The sequence below is a fragment of the Qipengyuania gelatinilytica genome (assembly GCF_019711315.1).
Taxonomy (GTDB): domain Bacteria; phylum Pseudomonadota; class Alphaproteobacteria; order Sphingomonadales; family Sphingomonadaceae; genus Qipengyuania; species Qipengyuania gelatinilytica.
This window is the reverse complement of record NZ_CP081294.1, coordinates 1,171,445-1,187,806: the sequence shown is the minus strand read 5'-3', so window position 1 is coordinate 1,187,806 and position 16,362 is coordinate 1,171,445. Positions and strand designations below refer to the sequence as shown.

13 protein-coding genes are annotated in these 16,362 nt (G+C 59.7%); 9 read left to right on the top strand and 4 right to left on the bottom strand.

The genetic code is table 11. The annotated features are described in order from the left end of the window. Nucleotides 1–99: 99 nt before the first annotated feature. The gene (locus K3136_RS05850) at nt 100–1,587 is read right to left on the bottom strand and encodes a S1 family peptidase (protein WP_221431936.1); all 1,488 of its coding nucleotides are present in this window, start codon (nt 1,585–1,587) and stop codon (nt 100–102) included. A gap of 621 nt (nt 1,588–2,208) precedes the next feature. Between K3136_RS05850 and K3136_RS05845 the strand changes: the two genes are divergently transcribed. Continuing rightward, nucleotides 2,209–2,451, top strand: coding sequence for a hypothetical protein (locus K3136_RS05845; RefSeq protein WP_221431935.1), 243 nt, complete (start codon nt 2,209–2,211; stop codon nt 2,449–2,451). Between the two features lie 677 nt (nt 2,452–3,128). Here K3136_RS05845 and K3136_RS05840 read toward each other — a convergent pair. The 3 genes from K3136_RS05840 to K3136_RS05830 form a co-directional block, all read right to left on the bottom strand. Next, on the bottom strand, nt 3,129–4,013 hold the full coding sequence (locus K3136_RS05840) for an ROK family protein (RefSeq protein WP_221431934.1): 885 nt from the start codon (nt 4,011–4,013) through the stop codon (nt 3,129–3,131). Next, nucleotides 4,010–5,101: a glycoside hydrolase family 68 protein gene (locus K3136_RS05835; protein ID WP_221431933.1), complete on the bottom strand. Its 1,092-nt coding sequence runs from the start codon at nt 5,099–5,101 to the stop codon at nt 4,010–4,012. The genes K3136_RS05840 and K3136_RS05835 overlap by 4 nt, the downstream gene beginning before the upstream one ends. 90 nt (nt 5,102–5,191) lie before the next feature. Further along, nucleotides 5,192–7,666, bottom strand: coding sequence for a TonB-dependent receptor (locus K3136_RS05830; protein ID WP_221431932.1), 2,475 nt, complete (start codon nt 7,664–7,666; stop codon nt 5,192–5,194). Between the two features lie 179 nt (nt 7,667–7,845). Between K3136_RS05830 and K3136_RS05825 the strand changes: the two genes are divergently transcribed. The 8 genes from K3136_RS05825 to sdhC all read left to right on the top strand — a co-directional run bounded on the left by K3136_RS05825 (nt 7,846) and on the right by sdhC (nt 16,350). Further along, entirely contained in the window at nt 7,846–9,180 is a 1,335-nt protein-coding gene (locus K3136_RS05825) for an MFS transporter (protein WP_221431931.1), read from the top strand. A 14-nt stretch (nt 9,181–9,194) separates the two neighbouring features. Next, nucleotides 9,195–10,220, top strand: a complete 1,026-nt coding sequence (locus tag K3136_RS05820) for a LacI family DNA-binding transcriptional regulator (RefSeq protein WP_221431930.1) — start codon at nt 9,195–9,197, stop codon at nt 10,218–10,220. Between the two features lie 243 nt (nt 10,221–10,463). Continuing rightward, nucleotides 10,464–11,501 (top strand): FUSC family protein, encoded by a 1,038-nt coding sequence (locus tag K3136_RS05815; RefSeq protein ID WP_221431929.1) that lies wholly within the window; start codon nt 10,464–10,466, stop codon nt 11,499–11,501. Between the two features lie 178 nt (nt 11,502–11,679). Next, nucleotides 11,680–12,387 carry a DUF6629 family protein gene (locus K3136_RS05810; protein ID WP_221431928.1) on the top strand — a complete coding sequence of 236 codons (708 nt, stop codon included), beginning with the start codon at nt 11,680–11,682 and terminating at the stop codon, nt 12,385–12,387. Nucleotides 12,388–12,488: 101 nt separating this feature from the next. Next, nucleotides 12,489–13,670 (top strand): NAD-binding protein, encoded by a 1,182-nt coding sequence (locus K3136_RS05805; RefSeq protein ID WP_221431927.1) that lies wholly within the window; start codon nt 12,489–12,491, stop codon nt 13,668–13,670. A 207-nt stretch (nt 13,671–13,877) separates the two neighbouring features. Further along, nucleotides 13,878–14,498, top strand: a complete 621-nt coding sequence (locus K3136_RS05800; RefSeq protein ID WP_221431926.1) for a hypothetical protein — start codon at nt 13,878–13,880, stop codon at nt 14,496–14,498. 23 nt (nt 14,499–14,521) lie between these two features. Further along, complete coding sequence (gene fumC / locus K3136_RS05795; RefSeq protein WP_221431925.1) at nt 14,522–15,958, top strand: class II fumarate hydratase; 1,437 nt, start codon at nt 14,522–14,524, stop codon at nt 15,956–15,958. Continuing rightward, nucleotides 15,955–16,350: a succinate dehydrogenase, cytochrome b556 subunit gene (gene sdhC, locus K3136_RS05790; protein ID WP_221431924.1), complete on the top strand. Its 396-nt coding sequence runs from the start codon at nt 15,955–15,957 to the stop codon at nt 16,348–16,350. Before fumC ends, sdhC begins: the two co-directional genes overlap by 4 nt. The last annotated feature ends 12 nt before the right edge of the window (nt 16,351–16,362 follow it).

The following is a 16,362-nucleotide window of genomic DNA, read 5'->3' as shown; positions in this document are numbered from 1 at the left end:
CAGCCAGCGAACGTCCCTGGCACGTCATTCCTCCAAGGCGTTCTTTTGAAATCCTTGGAAGATCGGCGGCTAGAAAAATCTCTCTAGCCGCCGACGAAATTAATTCACATCGATAGCAGTTTCGGAGTAGGCTGCGTTAATCCCCAGAGAATAATCATCATTAATGCGATCGATAGGCATATAAATGATGTGGCAATCTCCTCTTATTGAAGAGGAGCAAGGCACATATCCGCTAAGTGTGCCTGAACTGGCAAACGTCCCGCCCGACACCACGCCGATAGCGGTGGCAGTCGGAAACGAGCCGGAAGTGCTGGTTATTCGGAAAACGGCGCCACCGCTGTCTCCCTTCGAACCAGCAGTTGGCCAAGACGGATCGATTAAAACTCGAACAAAGTTATCATACGAAACTCCTTCGTCTTCATAGCTGTAGAACGAGTCGACGATTCTGCCGCAAGTCGTACCGGTGACCATGCCATATTTGCATACGACGTCGTTTTCAGCATGATTATCGTTCCATCCGTATGCAGACCTCCACGTACCTTTAACCGCGTCAGTGACCGCGACATATCCAGTTGTACTTACGCCACCATAGATATTGCGCCACGTCTTCGTTTTGCAATTATTTCCGGCCACATCACAATCGTATTTAAACGATCCCGCGACGTCGCGATCGATCCACAAATAGCCATCGGTTGTGAGGGACCCTGGCCAGCGAGTCTGAAAATCGTAATCCCCGCCATGACGCATATACAAAGGCTCGGTGAGCTCTCTGAGTGTCAAATCCGACCACATGATGCTCAATCTGCTGGCACCACAATGACCAGCTGTCAGGAGAGACTGAAAATTTGTCTCAGTATTCTGAACAATAAAGCTCGACGAACACACAGCCTGCCTTGTTCCGATGCGAACTGGCCAACCACCCCAGATAGAACCTTTCCCGCTATGCGTAGGATCGTCGGCATTGGTATTGTAGCCCGCCCCGGTTGTTCCGGGATCTTCATTGCGTAGATCCACCATGGTCCGTAATTGCGAAGGAACAAGGCCTCGCGCTACAGCCATGTCAGTTCCTTCGGGAAGCATAATCTTGAATCGGTCCCGTTTAAAATCAAATGAAGCGCCTACCGAACTGAATTCGGCCTTCATTGCTGCTAGCAATTCGTCTTTGCCGGACATAATTTGTTCTTGCGTGAAACGACTGCGACCAACCTTGACGTGCTGTCGAAGATTAGAAGGCACCGCCTGCTGTAACTCATTCGCTGTAACATCGCGTGAGAAGATTACGTCAATGCTGAATGGCTGACCGTAGTTGTAGATTGTCATCAAGTACGCGTCGCGGAACTGCTCCGCCAAAGCGGAGATCTGAGGCTGAAACTGATCAGTGAGCGCAAGCTGCTCTGCAGCTCGCTGCTCTGAGATGCCAAAGTTGCGAGCTACGTAATCAATACGGGCATCAGTTCCCGCTGTAGCCGCATTCTCTGGAACTGACGCTTCAGTATTATCTTGCGCTGCAATTGGCGTATAGATTGAGAGGGTGCCGGCGACCGCTAAAGCGCGTACAGACCGTTTTGACATCGCGCGAAAAATCATCTTGCTTGACCTTTAAAGTTCACGGCTCGAGAGGAATTCGATGAAGAAACTTATATTCGTTGCGATTGCTATCCTAGCCGCTCTTGCTTCCGTGCTACTAGTTAGATTTCCAAGTCCCGGTCGAACTCTTCATTTTCGTGGAGATGCAGCAGCACTTGGCACATCCACTGTGCTACTACTACGCCTCAACGACTGTTTGGTTCTTTCACGCTCTGAAAGCGATATAGGACGGAACAGTCTCTCCGAGCTCGCGCGCGAGCGGACATATCAATTAGCAATTGATGGGAACGTGGAGATCATACAAACAGGCAGTGGCCCATCGATTGCGACGGAGAGCCGAGACTACGTTGTTGAGGTTGGCCAACCTTTCGAAGGCGCCATAGTCTTTCGGCCGAACGACAACTCTTCAATTATTTCAGATTTGTGGGAGTATGGATGGCCAAGAGATAAAGATTGTGGTGCCAATGTCGCCATTGTTTCATCAATCGAACGAGTGCAACCGCGGCCGCAGACTGATCGCGAAAATTAATTTACCCTATTGTCGTTGGCATCCTTCTTCTGATCTGGGCACGCGCTACGCGTGCTCGGCGCGACAATTAAAAAATTGGGTGGGAAGGTGCGATGCGGGCCAGGCAGTCCGCAATCGGCGGGGCCATTGGCGGTGCCTTCATTCTGATTGAGATTCTTTTGATCCTACCGGCGTTCGTTGGTGCGAGTATCATCGACTGGATGCTTATCGTGGTTCCGAATCTGATCGACACAGTGCTTTGCATCTTCACGAACGGTCTGATTGCGTCGATCGCAGCGCATGCATTTCATAATGCCATCATCGTTCTCATCATTTTGTTTCAATATGTGAACTGAGGCGCGGCGCGACACGGCAAATTGAGGTCGGATCGGAATGGGCCAGTCTTGTTCAATCCAAAGCGTCCAGAAGCCGCACGGCAAGTGCCTCTGCATTACCGGTCATATCGAGGTCAAAGCTGAGCCAGGCGCGCTGCTGCAAATTGTGGATAAGGAATGCCTTGGCTTCAGGAGAGGCTCCCAGATGCCCGAGTCAAGTTGCTGGCGACCGTTGGCCTTGCACGTCAATGATCAGAACTCCCTAGCCGAAGTCTGCGCTACTGGAGAAGATTGGGATCAGATCGTCCGCTATCGGCGAATTCCCTACTTACGAATAACCCATAGTGGGGTCGTTTGCGGACTGTCGGCTTCCCAACCGCTTGCAGATAAAACCAGACGGTCTCCTAGCGGCCCAAAAATGGTCAATTAGGAGGATTGGCTGAATGATCGCTTCCCACCCACAAGCGGTCACTGATCTTGCCTTTGATGGCTGCCGAAAGCTGACAGAGCTGTGGACATTCGGTCAGTCAAATCCGTAGTATTGGGGGCACTGCCCAGACCTCTCTAGAACAAGCATAACTAAATCAGTTACATAGGTATCATGTGCGGGTCACGTAAGCGCACCACTTTCCGCGAATGGCCGAAAGCAGCCCATCTGCCCAAGCATCCTCGGGGGATGGCTGATGTTGAGGGCGAAGCTAGCTCTGTTCTCCTCGGAGCGCAGCTTCTGCCAGCAGCAAGGTTCCAGTCAGGCCAGCCCTATCGCCAAGCGCGGGAGGGAGGATCTTGTGGTTTTGCCGGCGGGGGAAGTACCCTGCGCCGAGTTCTTCCGCCCGATTCACGATCCGGTCCAGTAGGCCCGGTGTCTTGATGACCCCTCCGCCCAGCACGATGATCTCGGTTGCCATGGAGGCGTAGATGCTGTGGCACATCTGGGCGAGATAGCCGGCCACCAGCTCATGGGCTTCGTGATCTTCGGGTAGCTCGGAAAGCGTCGATCCCCAGCGGGTGTGTATGGCCGGGCCGCAGGCCAGGCCTTCGAGGCAGTCGCCATGGAAGGGACAGAAGCCGGGAAACTCATCATCGCCGGGCACGCGCCGCGGGTAGATATGGCCCAGTTCGGGATGACCTGCGCCGTGGACCAGCCGGCCGTCAACGATCGTCCCTCCGCCTATACCCGTTCCGACCGTCACATAAGTGAGCGAGGAGGCTCCCCTTCCGGCGCCAAGGTGATACTCGGCAAGTGCAGCGCCGTTGACGTCGGTTTCAAAGCCGACGGGTACCGAAAATGCCTGCTGGAAATATCCCGCCAGGTCGCAATCGGACCAGTGCGGCTTCGGTGTCTTGAGGATATGGCCCCATTTGGGTGAAGCGGGGTCGAGTTCGACAGGTCCGAAGCTGGCGATCCCGATCGCGCTCAAATTACCCTGCCCCTCGAACCACTCGCGTGCCTCGGCAAGGGTCTGTGACGGTTCACGTGTCGGGATCGTGTGCGCGGCGTGTACCCGCGTGGGGCTTTCGCCAACTGTCAGGACGAACTTGGTCCCGCCAGCTTCGATCCCGCCGAGCAGGCCTTCGCTCATCTCATCGTCTCCATACCAACCGGTCTGGCATCTCTTGCCTCGTTGCCAATGTCCAGCCTGGCGAGAGGAGCGGGAGCGCCTGCAAATTCGCTGCAATCATCGTCAGCGCATTCGATAAAGCTGGAGACGAGCAATTCGCGCGTCACCGACCAGCTGTAGGCCTGCGCGGGGCGGTCTTCAGGATTGGCAAGCACCAGTCCCGATCCGTTGAGCGGCTCGTACGGTCCGCGAAGCGCCTTGGCGGACATTCCGTAAAGCCCGGTCGGGGCATGCTGCAATTCGGGCGCGAAGGTGCTCGACTGGGTCGCCCAGAAGGCCAGATAGTTTCCTTCGTGAAAGACGATGTGCGCGCGTTCCAGCTCGTTGTTCAGGCCGCCGGAATGGATGATGGGCGGCAACAGGGTCCACGTTCCATCGATGTTTTCGGCAAGTCCGATCGCACCGGTGTATTCGCTTTCGCCGGAGGGGCGTGACGCGGAAAAGAGGAGATATTCGCGCCCGTCGGCCGGGTCCCTGAAATAGGCCGGATCGCGATAGGCCTTGATACGCCCCGCTTCGCCCTCATGGGCATCGGCGGCAATGTAATCCGATGTCAGCTCGGTCAGGATGGGTCGCGGAACGCTCCAGCCCTCGGGAAGTCCGTCCTGGTCCGTTTCCGCAGTGGTTTCGAACAAGGCCTGTTGGTAGCCGCCTGGCGACGTCGCCAGTCCGGCGCCGGTGAACCAGAGCGTAAATTTCCCCTCGCTCCAGATCGAGGAGCCGGACCATTCGCGCTCGTATGGGCCTCCGAAGTCGGGCAGGAGAGGGCCGAGATCGATCCAGTTCGCATGTTTTCGTTCGAGCAGGTGGATCTTGGCCTTGAAGTGGCGTCCCGCTGGATCGCCATCGTCGGGTGCGGTCAGGATCATCCAGAACTCGCGGCCCGCAATCTCGGCGATGTTTCCATCCCGGTCCTGCACCGGCCACATATCCCAGTAATAGAGTTCGGGCCGGGGGCGCACGACCTCGGTCGCGGCGAACTTCGGCAGGCGCGCCACCTGCTGGCTGGCGATGGTTTCGACGTGTGTTCTGGTCCAGGCAGTGGTCACAAGTTCACCCAAAGTCTTGCATCGGAAGAATTTGGCCGGCGAACCAAGGAGGATCGGTTCGCCGGCCAGTCAATCTGATCGAAGGGAGGATCAGAAATCGATGCGAACCGAGGCCGTCAGCGTCCTGCCCGCAATCGACCTTGCACGTACGATGCCGTTGCCCGGGATCGAACCTTCCTCGGCTTCGGTGTAGCCGAATTCGTCGAACAGGTTGTTCGCATTCAGCGACACTTCCAGCCGCTCAAGCGGACGGAAGGCCAGGAAAGCATTGACCTGCGTATAGGCCGGCAGGACAAGCTCGTTATTATCCTGCGTGAAGCTTTCGGTCGTGCCGATGAGGTTGAGACCGGCGGTCAGGAAATCGTCCTCGTATTGCGCGGTCCCCTGGTAGACGAAGTCGGCCTGCCTGCGGGGCGTGTTTCCGATCACCGCCGCGTTGAGCGCGTCCACGATTTCGGAGTCGGTGTAGGTAGCACCGCCGGAAACCGAGAACGGACCGAAGGAATAGCTGCCTTCCAGCTCCAGGCCGAACGCTTCGTACTTGTTGTCGGTCAGCTGGAGCGGGGCGATCTCGACATTGGTTTCAGCCGTCTTGGCGTAGAAGGCCGTGCCGTAGAGCCTGAGGCCGCCGCCCTGATATTTCACGCCGCCTTCGAGCTGGTCGACTTCGGCGATGACGCCGCTGTCGTCGCCGCCGGGAAGGCTGCCGTCCAGCGTGCTCACGGCTGGCGAGAACAGGCTGCGGTCCGCCGTGTGACGGCCGCCCTGGCTGTAGCGGGCGAAGACCGAAAGGTCGTCCGTCAGAAGGTAATTGGCGCCGAGCGAGAAGCTGAAGTAGTCAAAGTCGTAATTGACCGGGCGCGAATTGCCGAGCGGCAAGACCGCGGTCGAAGCTTCTGCCGGGCTGATCGTGCCGTCATTGTCGAAATCGAAGCTGGTAATGCCGTTGCCGTAACCGCTGTCCGATCCGGTGATCGAGCCATCCGCGCTACCGTAATCGTAGCGGATGCTGGCATCCAGCGTCAGGGCGCCGCTTTCGAACGCTAGCGAGGCGAAGGGCGCATAGGTGTCGTAGCGCACATCGTAACTGCGGCGGCAGCAATTGCCGAAGAAGCTGGCGCTATACCCGACCACGCCATTCTGCGTGACGGTGTCACCGTTGGCATCGACGATATCGACAAGCACCGAATTCCCGTCACCCTCGATCGTCTGGACGTGCGAGGTCCACAACCAGTCGGTGTCGACGTTCTGGCGGCTGGCATAGAAACCGCCGGTGAAGCTGAGCGCGCCCCCGCCGACATCGAAATCGCGCGAAATGCGAAGATCGTTGGCAATCAGTCCCAGATCGTTGAGGCGCGTGTTGAAGTTGACGATGTTGGTCAGCAAGCCGTTCCCACCGATGGTGGATGGCGTTGCGGTCTGCCCGGCGTTGGGACCGGTCGCGAAGACGATCGTCGAGCCTGCCCCGCCGATGGCGTCGGCAATATCCTGCGCGTCGCCCGCACTGGCCGGGAACGGCGAGAGGAAGGCGCCGGAATTGTCCGAGTAACGGAAGCGGTTCGTGGCCGTCCATCCGGGTGCGAATTCGATCTCCGCCTCGACCCCGAACGCTTTCGACTTCACCGAAAGTCCGTCGTGGAAGTCGTAGACCGCCGGATTGTTGCCGCCGTCGAGCGTCACCACATTGTTGATGTAGCGGCTGTAGAGGGAATCGTCGCGCGGATCGAAATTGTCGATCGCCTGATAGTCGGGGTCGGAGTTGCTGCCACCGACGAAGACGGGCTGCGGCAGGATCGCGGGCGTCTTGTCGTCCAGGTACTTGCCGAAGAAGCGGATATAGCCGCCATCGAATTCCTGCGTCAGGTTCGCACGGATCTGGCCGCCGTTGCTGCCGTTATAGCCGATGTCGCGCGGGCCTTCACCCGTGCGATAAAAGCCGCCGACATGGAAATAGGTGTCGTCGCCAAGCGGGGCACCGTAATCGAAGTCGAGACGATAGGTTTCATGGTCGAGCCCGATCGAGCCGACGACCGCGCCGCCCTGCTGCTGACCGGTCTTCGAAACGAAGTTGACGATGCCGCCAGGCGAATTGGAAGCGAAGGTCGAGGCCGAACCGCCGCGAACAGCCTCGACGCGGCCGACATTGCGATCGGCACGGATGAAGTTGTCCGAGTTGCCGAAGATGATGTCGCCGAATTCGAGGACCGGAAGGCCGTCTTCCTGGAGCTGGATATACCGCGCGCCGCCGGTCGATACGGGGATACCGCGCACCGCGATATTGGCGTTGCCTTCGCCGCCCGACGCTTCGGAGCGAATACCCGGGATCTGGCGAATGAGGTCCGCCGACGAACGCGGGTTGAGATCGGCGATGGATTCAGCGTCGACGACGCTCAGCGAAACCGAGCTCTCGAGGCGGTTCTGCGCGCGCGCCACCCCGGTCACGATGATGACTTCTTCTACCAGAACCGGCTCGCCATCCGCGGCAGGTGCCGCGTCTTGCGCATAGGCGGTGGTCGAAAGGGCCGAGAGGGCAACGCCCACGGCCAGAACTGCACGAAACTTCATGGCATCCACTCCTTATCCCAAGATCGCGGCGCTCTGTCGGCCCGCGATTCGCTATAAGGCATAGGGCGATTGCAATCGTTTGCAACAGATTTCTGCAAACGTTTGCAATAATGCCGGATTCGTGTCAGTCCATGACATGGAGCAGGCTTTAGATCTGCCGGGAAAGAGGATTGGAAGGTATGCAAAGCATCGCAAAACCGCGGCTTTCGCTGTTGCGAATCATCGAAATGAACATCGGCTTTTTCGGCCTGCAGTTCAGTTTCGGGCTGCAGCAGGCGAACATGGGGCCGATCTACGGCTTCCTTGGAGCGGAAGAGGCGACCATGCCGCTGCTCTGGCTGGCGGGACCGATGACCGGTTTGCTGGTGCAGCCGATTATCGGCGCGATGAGCGACCGCACCTCCTCGCGTTGTGGCAGGCGCACTCCCTACTTCCTGATCGGCGCGATCATCTGTTCGATCAGCCTGTTCCTGATGCCCTATTCCAGCACGCTCTGGATGGCGGCCAGCCTGCTGTGGATCCTCGATGCGGGCAACAACATTACGATGGAGCCTTACCGCGCCTACGTCGCCGACCGCCTCGTGCCCGACCAGCGTTCGGTCGGCTTCCTGACCCAAAGCGCCTTCACCGGACTGGCGCAGACCCTGTCCTATCTCGCCCCCACCTTGCTCACAAGTTTCGTCGCGCGCGATGTGCTGGATGCCAACGGCATTCCGGTGGTGGTGAAAATCGCCTTCATCATCGGTGCGATCCTGTCGATCAGCACGATCGTCTGGTCGGTGTGGCGCGTGCCTGAATTGCCGATGACCGATGAAGAGAAGTCGGCTTTGGCCGACAAGCCGCTGACCCCTGCGGCGACGCTGGCCGATATCGGTACGGCGATCCGCGAGATGCCCAAGGCGATGCGCCAGCTCTCGCTCGCCATGCTGTGCCAATGGTACGCCATGTTCGCTTATTGGCAGTATATCACCTTCGCCGTCGGACGCTCGCTTTACGATACCTCCGACCCGTCCAGCGCGGCGTTCCGCGATGCGACCCTGACGACGCAGCAGGCCGGGGCGCTGTATAATTTCATCGCTTTCCTGGGGGCGCTGGTCCTCATTCCGGTCGTCAGGAACCTGGGCGCGCGGCTGACCCACGCCTTCTGTCTCACCGCCTCGGGCATAGCCATGCTGCTGATCCCGGGCGTCGAGACACCGGCTTCGCTGTTTGTCCTGATGCTCGGCATCGGGATCGGCTGGGCCGGCATGATGGGCAACACCTATGTCATGCTCGCCGACGCGATCCCGCCCGAACGCAACGGGATATACATGGGCATCTTCAACATGTTCATCGTGATCCCGATGCTGATCCAGACACTGACCATGCCGCTGTTCTACGGACCGCTGCTGGGCGGCGATCCGCGCAATGTGCTGCTGCTTGGCGGAGGCCTCATGATCCTGGGCGCGATCGCCACCATGTTCGTCGATGCGGGACGTCCGGTGCCAAAGGTGATGCAGCCGGAGGCAGGTTGAGCTAGGAGGCAGAAATGCCCGCAGACCGCAAGCCCGACGACCGCCCCGTTCGCACGATCACCGATCTTGCGAAACTGGCCGGTGTTTCGCCGGGCACCGTGTCGCGGGCGCTGGCCGGTAACAGCCTGGTCAACGCGAAGACGCGCGAGAAAATCGAAGCCATCGCGCGCGAACACGGCTTCCGCCCGAACCAGATGGCCAGCCGTCTGCGGCGCCAGAAAACCGGGGTGATCGGCGTCATCATTCCGCTCGGCCACGAGCAGAAGCAGCAGGTCTCCGACACCTTCTTCCTCACCCTGCTCGGTCATCTCGCCGACGAGCTGACCGAAAAGGGCTACGACCTCATGCTCCGGCGCGTGGTGCCGGCGAGCGACGAGGACTGGCTCGATCCCTTTATCGGTTCGGGCATGATCGACGGGGTCATCGTTGTGGGCCAGTCGGACCAGTTCGAGCACCTCGAAGAAGTGGCCGACGGATACCGGCCAATGGTGGTCTGGGGCCAGCACCGCGAAGGACAGCGCCATTGCGTCGTCGGATCGGACAATCTGCTCGGCGGGAAGCTTGCCATGCAAAGGCTGGTGGCTGCGGGCGCGAAGCGACTGGCATTTGTCGGCGACACCAACGCACCGGAATTCGCGGCACGTTATTCCGGGGCGAGCCAGGTGGCGCAATCCTTCGGCCTGGATCTTGCCGAGCTGCCGGCCCATCTCGCGACTTCGGGTATGACGACCGAGATCGCCGCTCTGATGGAAGAGGCAGCTGGCAAGTTCGATGGTCTTTTCGCCGCGACCGACCTGCTTGCGCTGGCGTGCCTCGGCGAACTGCGCAAGCTTGGCCGCGACGTTCCGGGCGACATGAAACTCGTCGGGTTCGACGATCTGCCGATCGCCCAGCAGACAATCCCGCCGTTGACCACGATACGGCAGGATATCGCGGGCGGTGCCCGTGCCATTGTCCAACTGCTCCTGAGGCGAATTGCGGGCGAGGAAACCGAAAGCATCGTGATGCCGCCGACGCTTATCGTTCGTGGGACCGCTTGACCGGAAGGGCTGCTCCACTTCGCGATCTATCGGCGTGAATTTCCCTTTGATGACCGCACGTTGCTCACCCGCATCTTGCCGCCCGGCCGGAACTCGCTAAACACGCCGGCGGTCGCCATCGATGTTCGAATCAGTGTTGCACTGGGCATTGGAAAAAAGAATGATGAGCACGACCAGCCCGAAGCGGGCCTTGTCCGACCAAGCGCGCGAAACCAGCCTCCCGATCGTTGAGGTTCCCACCGCGTGAACAATCCGCAGAACAATAGCGAGTTCCAGCAGGAGCTGGACAAGTCCGTACCCCGGCAAGACCTGACTTCGCTGGAATTCTGGCTGGTCGATGGCGATGCGACCCCGTGGAAATCGGTTGCGGTCAATTGCCTTGCCATCCTGGTGCCTCCGCTGGTGCTCGGCCTGTCCTTCGGCATGATCGCAGGCATCGGTGGCTTCATGGGGGCATTCCCCGGAACGATGGGAGCGCGGCGGGCCGGGGCGTTCTACACCGCCCCCTTCGTTCTCCTGGCGATTGTTGCCGGTTATTTCACGCTGCATCACGAAGCCTGGGCGCCGGCGATCGGCGCGGTGCTGGCGATGGTTGCCGGCCTCGCGGGTCGTCGCGGCGTTTCGATGCCGGCGATCATCTCGATGGTCGTGTGGACAATCTATACAGGTTCGATCCTCCCGGTCGAAAAGGACCTCGTGATTGCCGGCGCCCAGATCGCCGGACTGGCATGGAGCCTGACCATAATCAGGCTGTTCGGAGGGGGCGGGGACCAGACCGATTCAAAGCCGTCGCGCGCCTATGCGCTGATTTTCGGTGCGCTGTTTGCTGTCGGCATCGCTTTTTCCACCTGGGTGGGACAGAATTTGCTGGCCGGTCACGGGTTCTGGTTTCCCCTGTGCCTCGCGATCCTGAGCCTGCCGCCGCACACGCGATATTTCACCCGGGCAGTGAAGCGCGTCATCGGCACGGCGCTGGGGTGCACGCTGGCCTATCTGATCGGCAGCCTGACCCCGCCGCCCTTGCTGGTGGGTGCGATCGCGATCACGGGTTTTGTCTTCACCCAGCGATACATTCCCAAAAGCCAGATCTTCGGCTCCGCCTCGATAACCATGGCGATCATCCTGATCATCAGCGAACACTCTCCGCTCAAACAGCTCGCCGTTGCGCGATTGGTGGACTTCGCAGCCGGAGCGGGACTGGCGGCCTTGCTGGCGCTATGCGGGGTGGCTTTGCTCTATCTCTCCGACAAGGAAGCGCTCAGAGCCTTGCAGCAACGCTGATGGCAATTGCCGGAAAGGGTTGCGCGTGCATCATCCCGATCTCAGCTGCACCGGTCCCCGCAAGGAAGGCCTTGGCCGCGCAAATATTTCCGGCGACCTGTTGCAAAGACTTTTGAAGGCGTTTTATCGAGGCAGGGTGAGCGGGGGGCTCCTGCGAAAAGCAGAGTAGGGGGCATAGATGTGCATTTCAGCAGAAGTGAATTTCGCGGCGGCAGCGGTTATCGGCACTGTCGGCATTGCGACCCTGCGACACGCAGAGCATCCGCGTGAAGTCCTGCTTGCAGCGATGCCGCTGCTGTTCGCGCTTCACCAGTTCATCGAAGGGTTCGTCTGGCTCGGGCTGGATGGCACGATTGGCGATTTGGCGCTGCGCAACTCGGCGCTCCTGTTCGTCCTCTATGCCCAGGCGATCCTGCCATTCCTGATGCCTCTCAGCGTGTTGTTGATCGAGCGACCGGGCTGGCGCCGCAATGTCATAAGCGTGATCGTCGCCATCGCTTTCGGGCTGATGATTTACATGACCTACGGTGTGATGGGTTTCCAAACGCAAGTCGCGGCCGAGCATCATTCGATCGCCTATCGCAATCCGGAAACCGAGAGCCTCGTGACCGGCGCGCTCTACATATTCGTGACCTGCGGCGCTCTGGTCCTGTCCGGACACAAGGTGGTTCGCTGGTTCGGCATTCTCAACCTGATCGGTCTGACCGTCGTTGCAATCGTGAAGCAATATGCGTTTTCATCGGTCTGGTGCCTCTATGCCGCCATCATCAGCGTGATGCTGTACTGGCAATTCAGCAAGGGCAACATTCGCTGGCTGCGATACCGCGCCGAGGGCGAAGCGCGCGGCGCTGATGGCGTGGGTGCAACGGCAAGCCAGAGCGCATGAGCGATATGCGCCTTGGCACTTGGAATGCACGCATTGCTTAAGCCACGCCATTCGCAAGCGGCCTGAGAGAAAGCCCCATGCACCTTGAGCACCTCAAGCCGATGACCGCACTTTCGCGCTTGCGCGAGCTATCGCATTTCGTGATCGCCGCAGCCGTGCTCGCGATGGGGATCTTCCAGCTGGGAAGCTTGTGGGCAGAGCTTCGAACCGGCGGATTTACGCTCGATACGCTGCAGAAGCTCCCCCAGATCGTCGAATCCGGACTGGTATCGGGCGGCAACAGGATGGTGTCGGGCGTGTTCATGGTCATCATGGCGCCGGGACTTGCCCTGCGGTCGCGCCTTGCGTGGGTCGTGGTGACCATGCTGGTCGTCATCGATATCGCGCTGTGGCTGACTGTTTCCCACACGCATTTCCTGTTCGGCAGTCTCGAACTTGTGCTGCTGGCCGCGCTCTATCTGTTTCGTGCGCAATTCAGCCACACCAGCATTGCGGCCGCGTCGATCTTCTCCACCGGGAGCCTGTTTCTGGTAATCGCCTATGGGGTGCTCGGAAGCCTCATCATGGGCAGCCAGTTTTCCACCCCGATCACCGACATCGGTACGGCTTTCTATTTCACCATCGTGACCATGTCGACGGTGGGGTATGGCGATATCTACCCGACGAGTGCGGACGCCCGGCTGTATGTAATTTCGCTTATCATTCTGGGCCTGACCGTGTTCACCGCCGCAATCAGTACGGTGTTGCTGCCCTTCTTGCAGAGCCGTCTGCACGATTTCCTCGCCGGAAAGGAAAGAGCCATGAAAATGTCTGGTCATTATGTCATCACCAGCAGGTCGAACCTTGCGCTCAATACGTGCCGCGAGCTGCACGAGCGCGGAGAGAGCGTTATCTTCATCGTCGATACCGCGGGCGAAGATCTGCCCGGCGATGCGCAGGTGGTTACCGGCAACCCCACCGACATCGAAACGCTGAAACACGCATCGGGCAAGACCGCGAAGGCCATCATGGCGCTGGGCGAAGACGATGCCACCAATGCCTTCGTCGTCCTGGCGGCGAAGGAATTACAGGGGTCTGCGCAAACCGTGGTGGCGGTCAACAACACCAAGAACCTGGCCAAGGTGCAGCGGGTCCAGCCCGACATGGTGATCGCGCCGACCATCCTGGGGGGCGAATTACTGGCCATGGCGCTGACCGGCGAAGACGTGTCGGACCAGAGCCTGATCGATCGGCTGATCAAGACGGGTAGAACAGATGGCGACGACCAGGTTTCAGATTCCTGAGCGCGTATGGACCTGCCTTGCTTGCGACCACGCTCCATTCATTCGGGACAAATCAGGGACTTGCATTGTGATGATCTCTTGCGCTAGCTGACCCGCGCATCGGTGCGGAGCCGCAAGGCAATTCCCTTACCGGCGCCTCGATATCGGCAAAGTCGCATGGTCGCGGCGGCCAATGCCTCGGTAGAAAAAAACAACCGGGAGTTTCGCATGTCGCAGCTTTTTACCCAATCCACATTTGCGCCCGTTGCGCTGGGCTTTTTCGGTCTCGCCATCGGTTATCTGATCGTCGGCGGGTCGCAGGTCCTGCCCGCACCGAGCCGCAGCCGCCTCGACCAGGAAGCGGCGGGCGCCCTCGATCGCGCTGCCGGAGTGTGGATGTTCTGGATGCCGGGCTTCCTCCAGTTCCTGACCGGCATGATCCTGATGATCGGGCTGACCTGGTTCGACGTGTTTGAAAAATCGCCGCCGCTCTACATGGCGGCGCTGGCCTTCACCGCCTATGGCGTTCACTGGTTCGCGCTGGGCTATCGCCGGTGGAGCGGGGCCAGCGAGTTTCCCGAAGGGTTCATGGCGCTTGGCTATATCGTTCTGTCGATCCTGGGGGCGGCCGTGTTCTTTATTGGCGGGCGCGATGTTCCGGTGGCGATCCTGTTCGTGCTGCTGTCGATCATCTACCTCGTCGAAGCGCCGACCAAGCTTGGCTTTATCGGCCGCGAAGGAGGGGAGAAGATCATCGCCTGGGTCCAGGTCGCGACCGGTCTGTGGCTGCTGTACCTCGCCAGCGCCTTCACCCTGAACGTCACCAGCAACGCGGGGTGGTGGGTCTGAGATAGCGCAATCGGGAGAGCGGCATGACCAAGGCCAAGCCACCGATCGGTATCGACGAAACAGGCTCGCGCGAAGAGTTCGATTCAATGGGCACGGTAGAGGTGCCTGCGGACAAGTACTGGGGCGCGCAGACGCAGCGCAGCCTCCAGCATTTCGCGATCGCAAATGACCGGATGCCGATCGAAGTCTATCGCGCCTATGGCACGGTCAAGAAGGCCTGCGCGCTGGTCAATCAGGACCTGGGCGAGCTCGCCGGCGACAAGGCCGTGGCGATCATCCAGGCCTGCGACGAGATTATCGCTGGCGATCTCGACGAGAATTTCCCGCTCTACGTCTGGCAGACCGGATCGGGCACCCAGTCTAACATGAACGTCAACGAAGTGGTCTCCAACCGCGCGATCCAGCTGCTGGGTGGGAAGCTCGGCTCGCAGGAGCCAGTGGGTCCGAACGATCACGTCAATATGAGCCAGTCGTCCAACGACACATTCCCCACCGCGATGCATATCGCGGTGGAGCAACAGGTCAGCGACCGATTGCTGCCCGAACTAGGCAAGCTGGTCGATGTCATGGAAACCAAGGCCAAGGGCTGGATGGAGGTCGTCAAGATCGGCCGCACCCATCTGGAAGATGCCGTTCCCGTCACCGTTGGCCAGGAATGGATGGGCTGGGTCGGGCAACTAAGCGGCGCAATCGATGCGATCGAGCAGGCTCGCGATGGTCTGTATGAACTCGCTTTGGGCGGTACGGCTACCGGTACTGGTCTCAACGCACCCAAAGGCTTCTCGAAGAAATCTGCCGCCAAGATTGCCGAGCTGACCGGCAAGCCCTTTGTGACAGCGCCGAACAAGTTCATGGCTCAGGGCTCGCTCGATCCGATGGTACGAGTTTCTGCTGCGTTGCGCGGCCTCGCGGTCGCTCTGATGAAGATCGCCAACGACATGCGCTGGCTTGCCTGCGGGCCGCGCTGCGGAATTGCCGAACTGAAACTGCCCGAAAACGAACCCGGCAGCTCTATCATGCCCGGCAAGGTCAATCCGACCCAGTGCGAAGCCATCGTGATGATTGCGATCCAGGTGATCGGCGAAGATACGGCGACCGCTTTCGCCGGCAGCCAGGGCAATTTCGAACTGAACGCGATGCGCCCGATCATCGTCAACAACGTGCTGCACTCGATCGCCATCCTCGCCGATGGCTGCGAGAAATTCCGCACCTATTCGGTCGAAGGCACTCAGCTCGACCGCGATCAAATCGATTCATACGTCGAAAATTCGCTGATGCTGGTCACCGCGCTGTCGCCCCATATCGGATATCAGGCAGCCGCGAAGATCGCGGAAGCCGCGTCGGAAAACGGCACGACCCTGCGCGAGGAAGCGATCAAGTCGGGCGAGGTCGACGAGGATGAATATGACCGGATCATCGATCCGCAGGCGATGACAGGGAAAGGATTGGCCGGGGCATGAGCGAACTATCACGCATGACGAGCGAAAGGCCGCTCTCACCGCATCTGGCGCATTATCGCTGGGAGGTCGGCCAATCGACCTCGATCATGCACCGCGCGACCGGGATTGCGCTGGCGGCTGGCCTGCCGGTGCTGGCCTGGTGGATCGTCACCGTGGCGGCTGGCGGCGACATGGCGGCATGGTGGAACGGCTTTTTCGCCAGCTGGCCGGTCAAGATTGCGCTGTTCGGCTGGACCGTGGCGATCTGCTTCCACCTGCTCAACGGCCTGCGCCACCTCGGCTTCGACAGCGGACACGGTTTCGGCGTTCCCACCGCGCGCAAGAGCGGGTGGCTGGCGATCGTCGGTGCGATCATACTCGCGCTGATCGTCTGGGCTTTCGTGATCTTCTAAAGGGGCGGGACC

Bases quoted from the DNA above. Each gene is read 5' to 3' on its own strand.
- K3136_RS05850 (WP_221431936.1), bottom strand. From the start codon at position 1,587: ATGATTTTTCGCGCGATGTCAAAACGGTCTGTACGCGCTTTAGCGGTC.
- K3136_RS05845 (WP_221431935.1), top strand. From the start codon at position 2,209: ATGCGGGCCAGGCAGTCCGCAATCGGCGGGGCCATTGGCGGTGCCTTC.
- K3136_RS05840 (WP_221431934.1), bottom strand. From the start codon at position 4,013: ATGAGCGAAGGCCTGCTCGGCGGGATCGAAGCTGGCGGGACCAAGTTC.
- K3136_RS05830 (WP_221431932.1), bottom strand. From the start codon at position 7,666: ATGAAGTTTCGTGCAGTTCTGGCCGTGGGCGTTGCCCTCTCGGCCCTT.
- K3136_RS05825 (WP_221431931.1), top strand. From the start codon at position 7,846: ATGCAAAGCATCGCAAAACCGCGGCTTTCGCTGTTGCGAATCATCGAA.
- K3136_RS05820 (WP_221431930.1), top strand. From the start codon at position 9,195: ATGCCCGCAGACCGCAAGCCCGACGACCGCCCCGTTCGCACGATCACC.
- K3136_RS05810 (WP_221431928.1), top strand. From the start codon at position 11,680: ATGTGCATTTCAGCAGAAGTGAATTTCGCGGCGGCAGCGGTTATCGGC.
- K3136_RS05805 (WP_221431927.1), top strand. From the start codon at position 12,489: ATGACCGCACTTTCGCGCTTGCGCGAGCTATCGCATTTCGTGATCGCC.
- K3136_RS05800 (WP_221431926.1), top strand. From the start codon at position 13,878: ATGTCGCAGCTTTTTACCCAATCCACATTTGCGCCCGTTGCGCTGGGC.
- fumC (WP_221431925.1), top strand. From the start codon at position 14,522: ATGACCAAGGCCAAGCCACCGATCGGTATCGACGAAACAGGCTCGCGC.
- sdhC (WP_221431924.1), top strand. From the start codon at position 15,955: ATGAGCGAACTATCACGCATGACGAGCGAAAGGCCGCTCTCACCGCAT.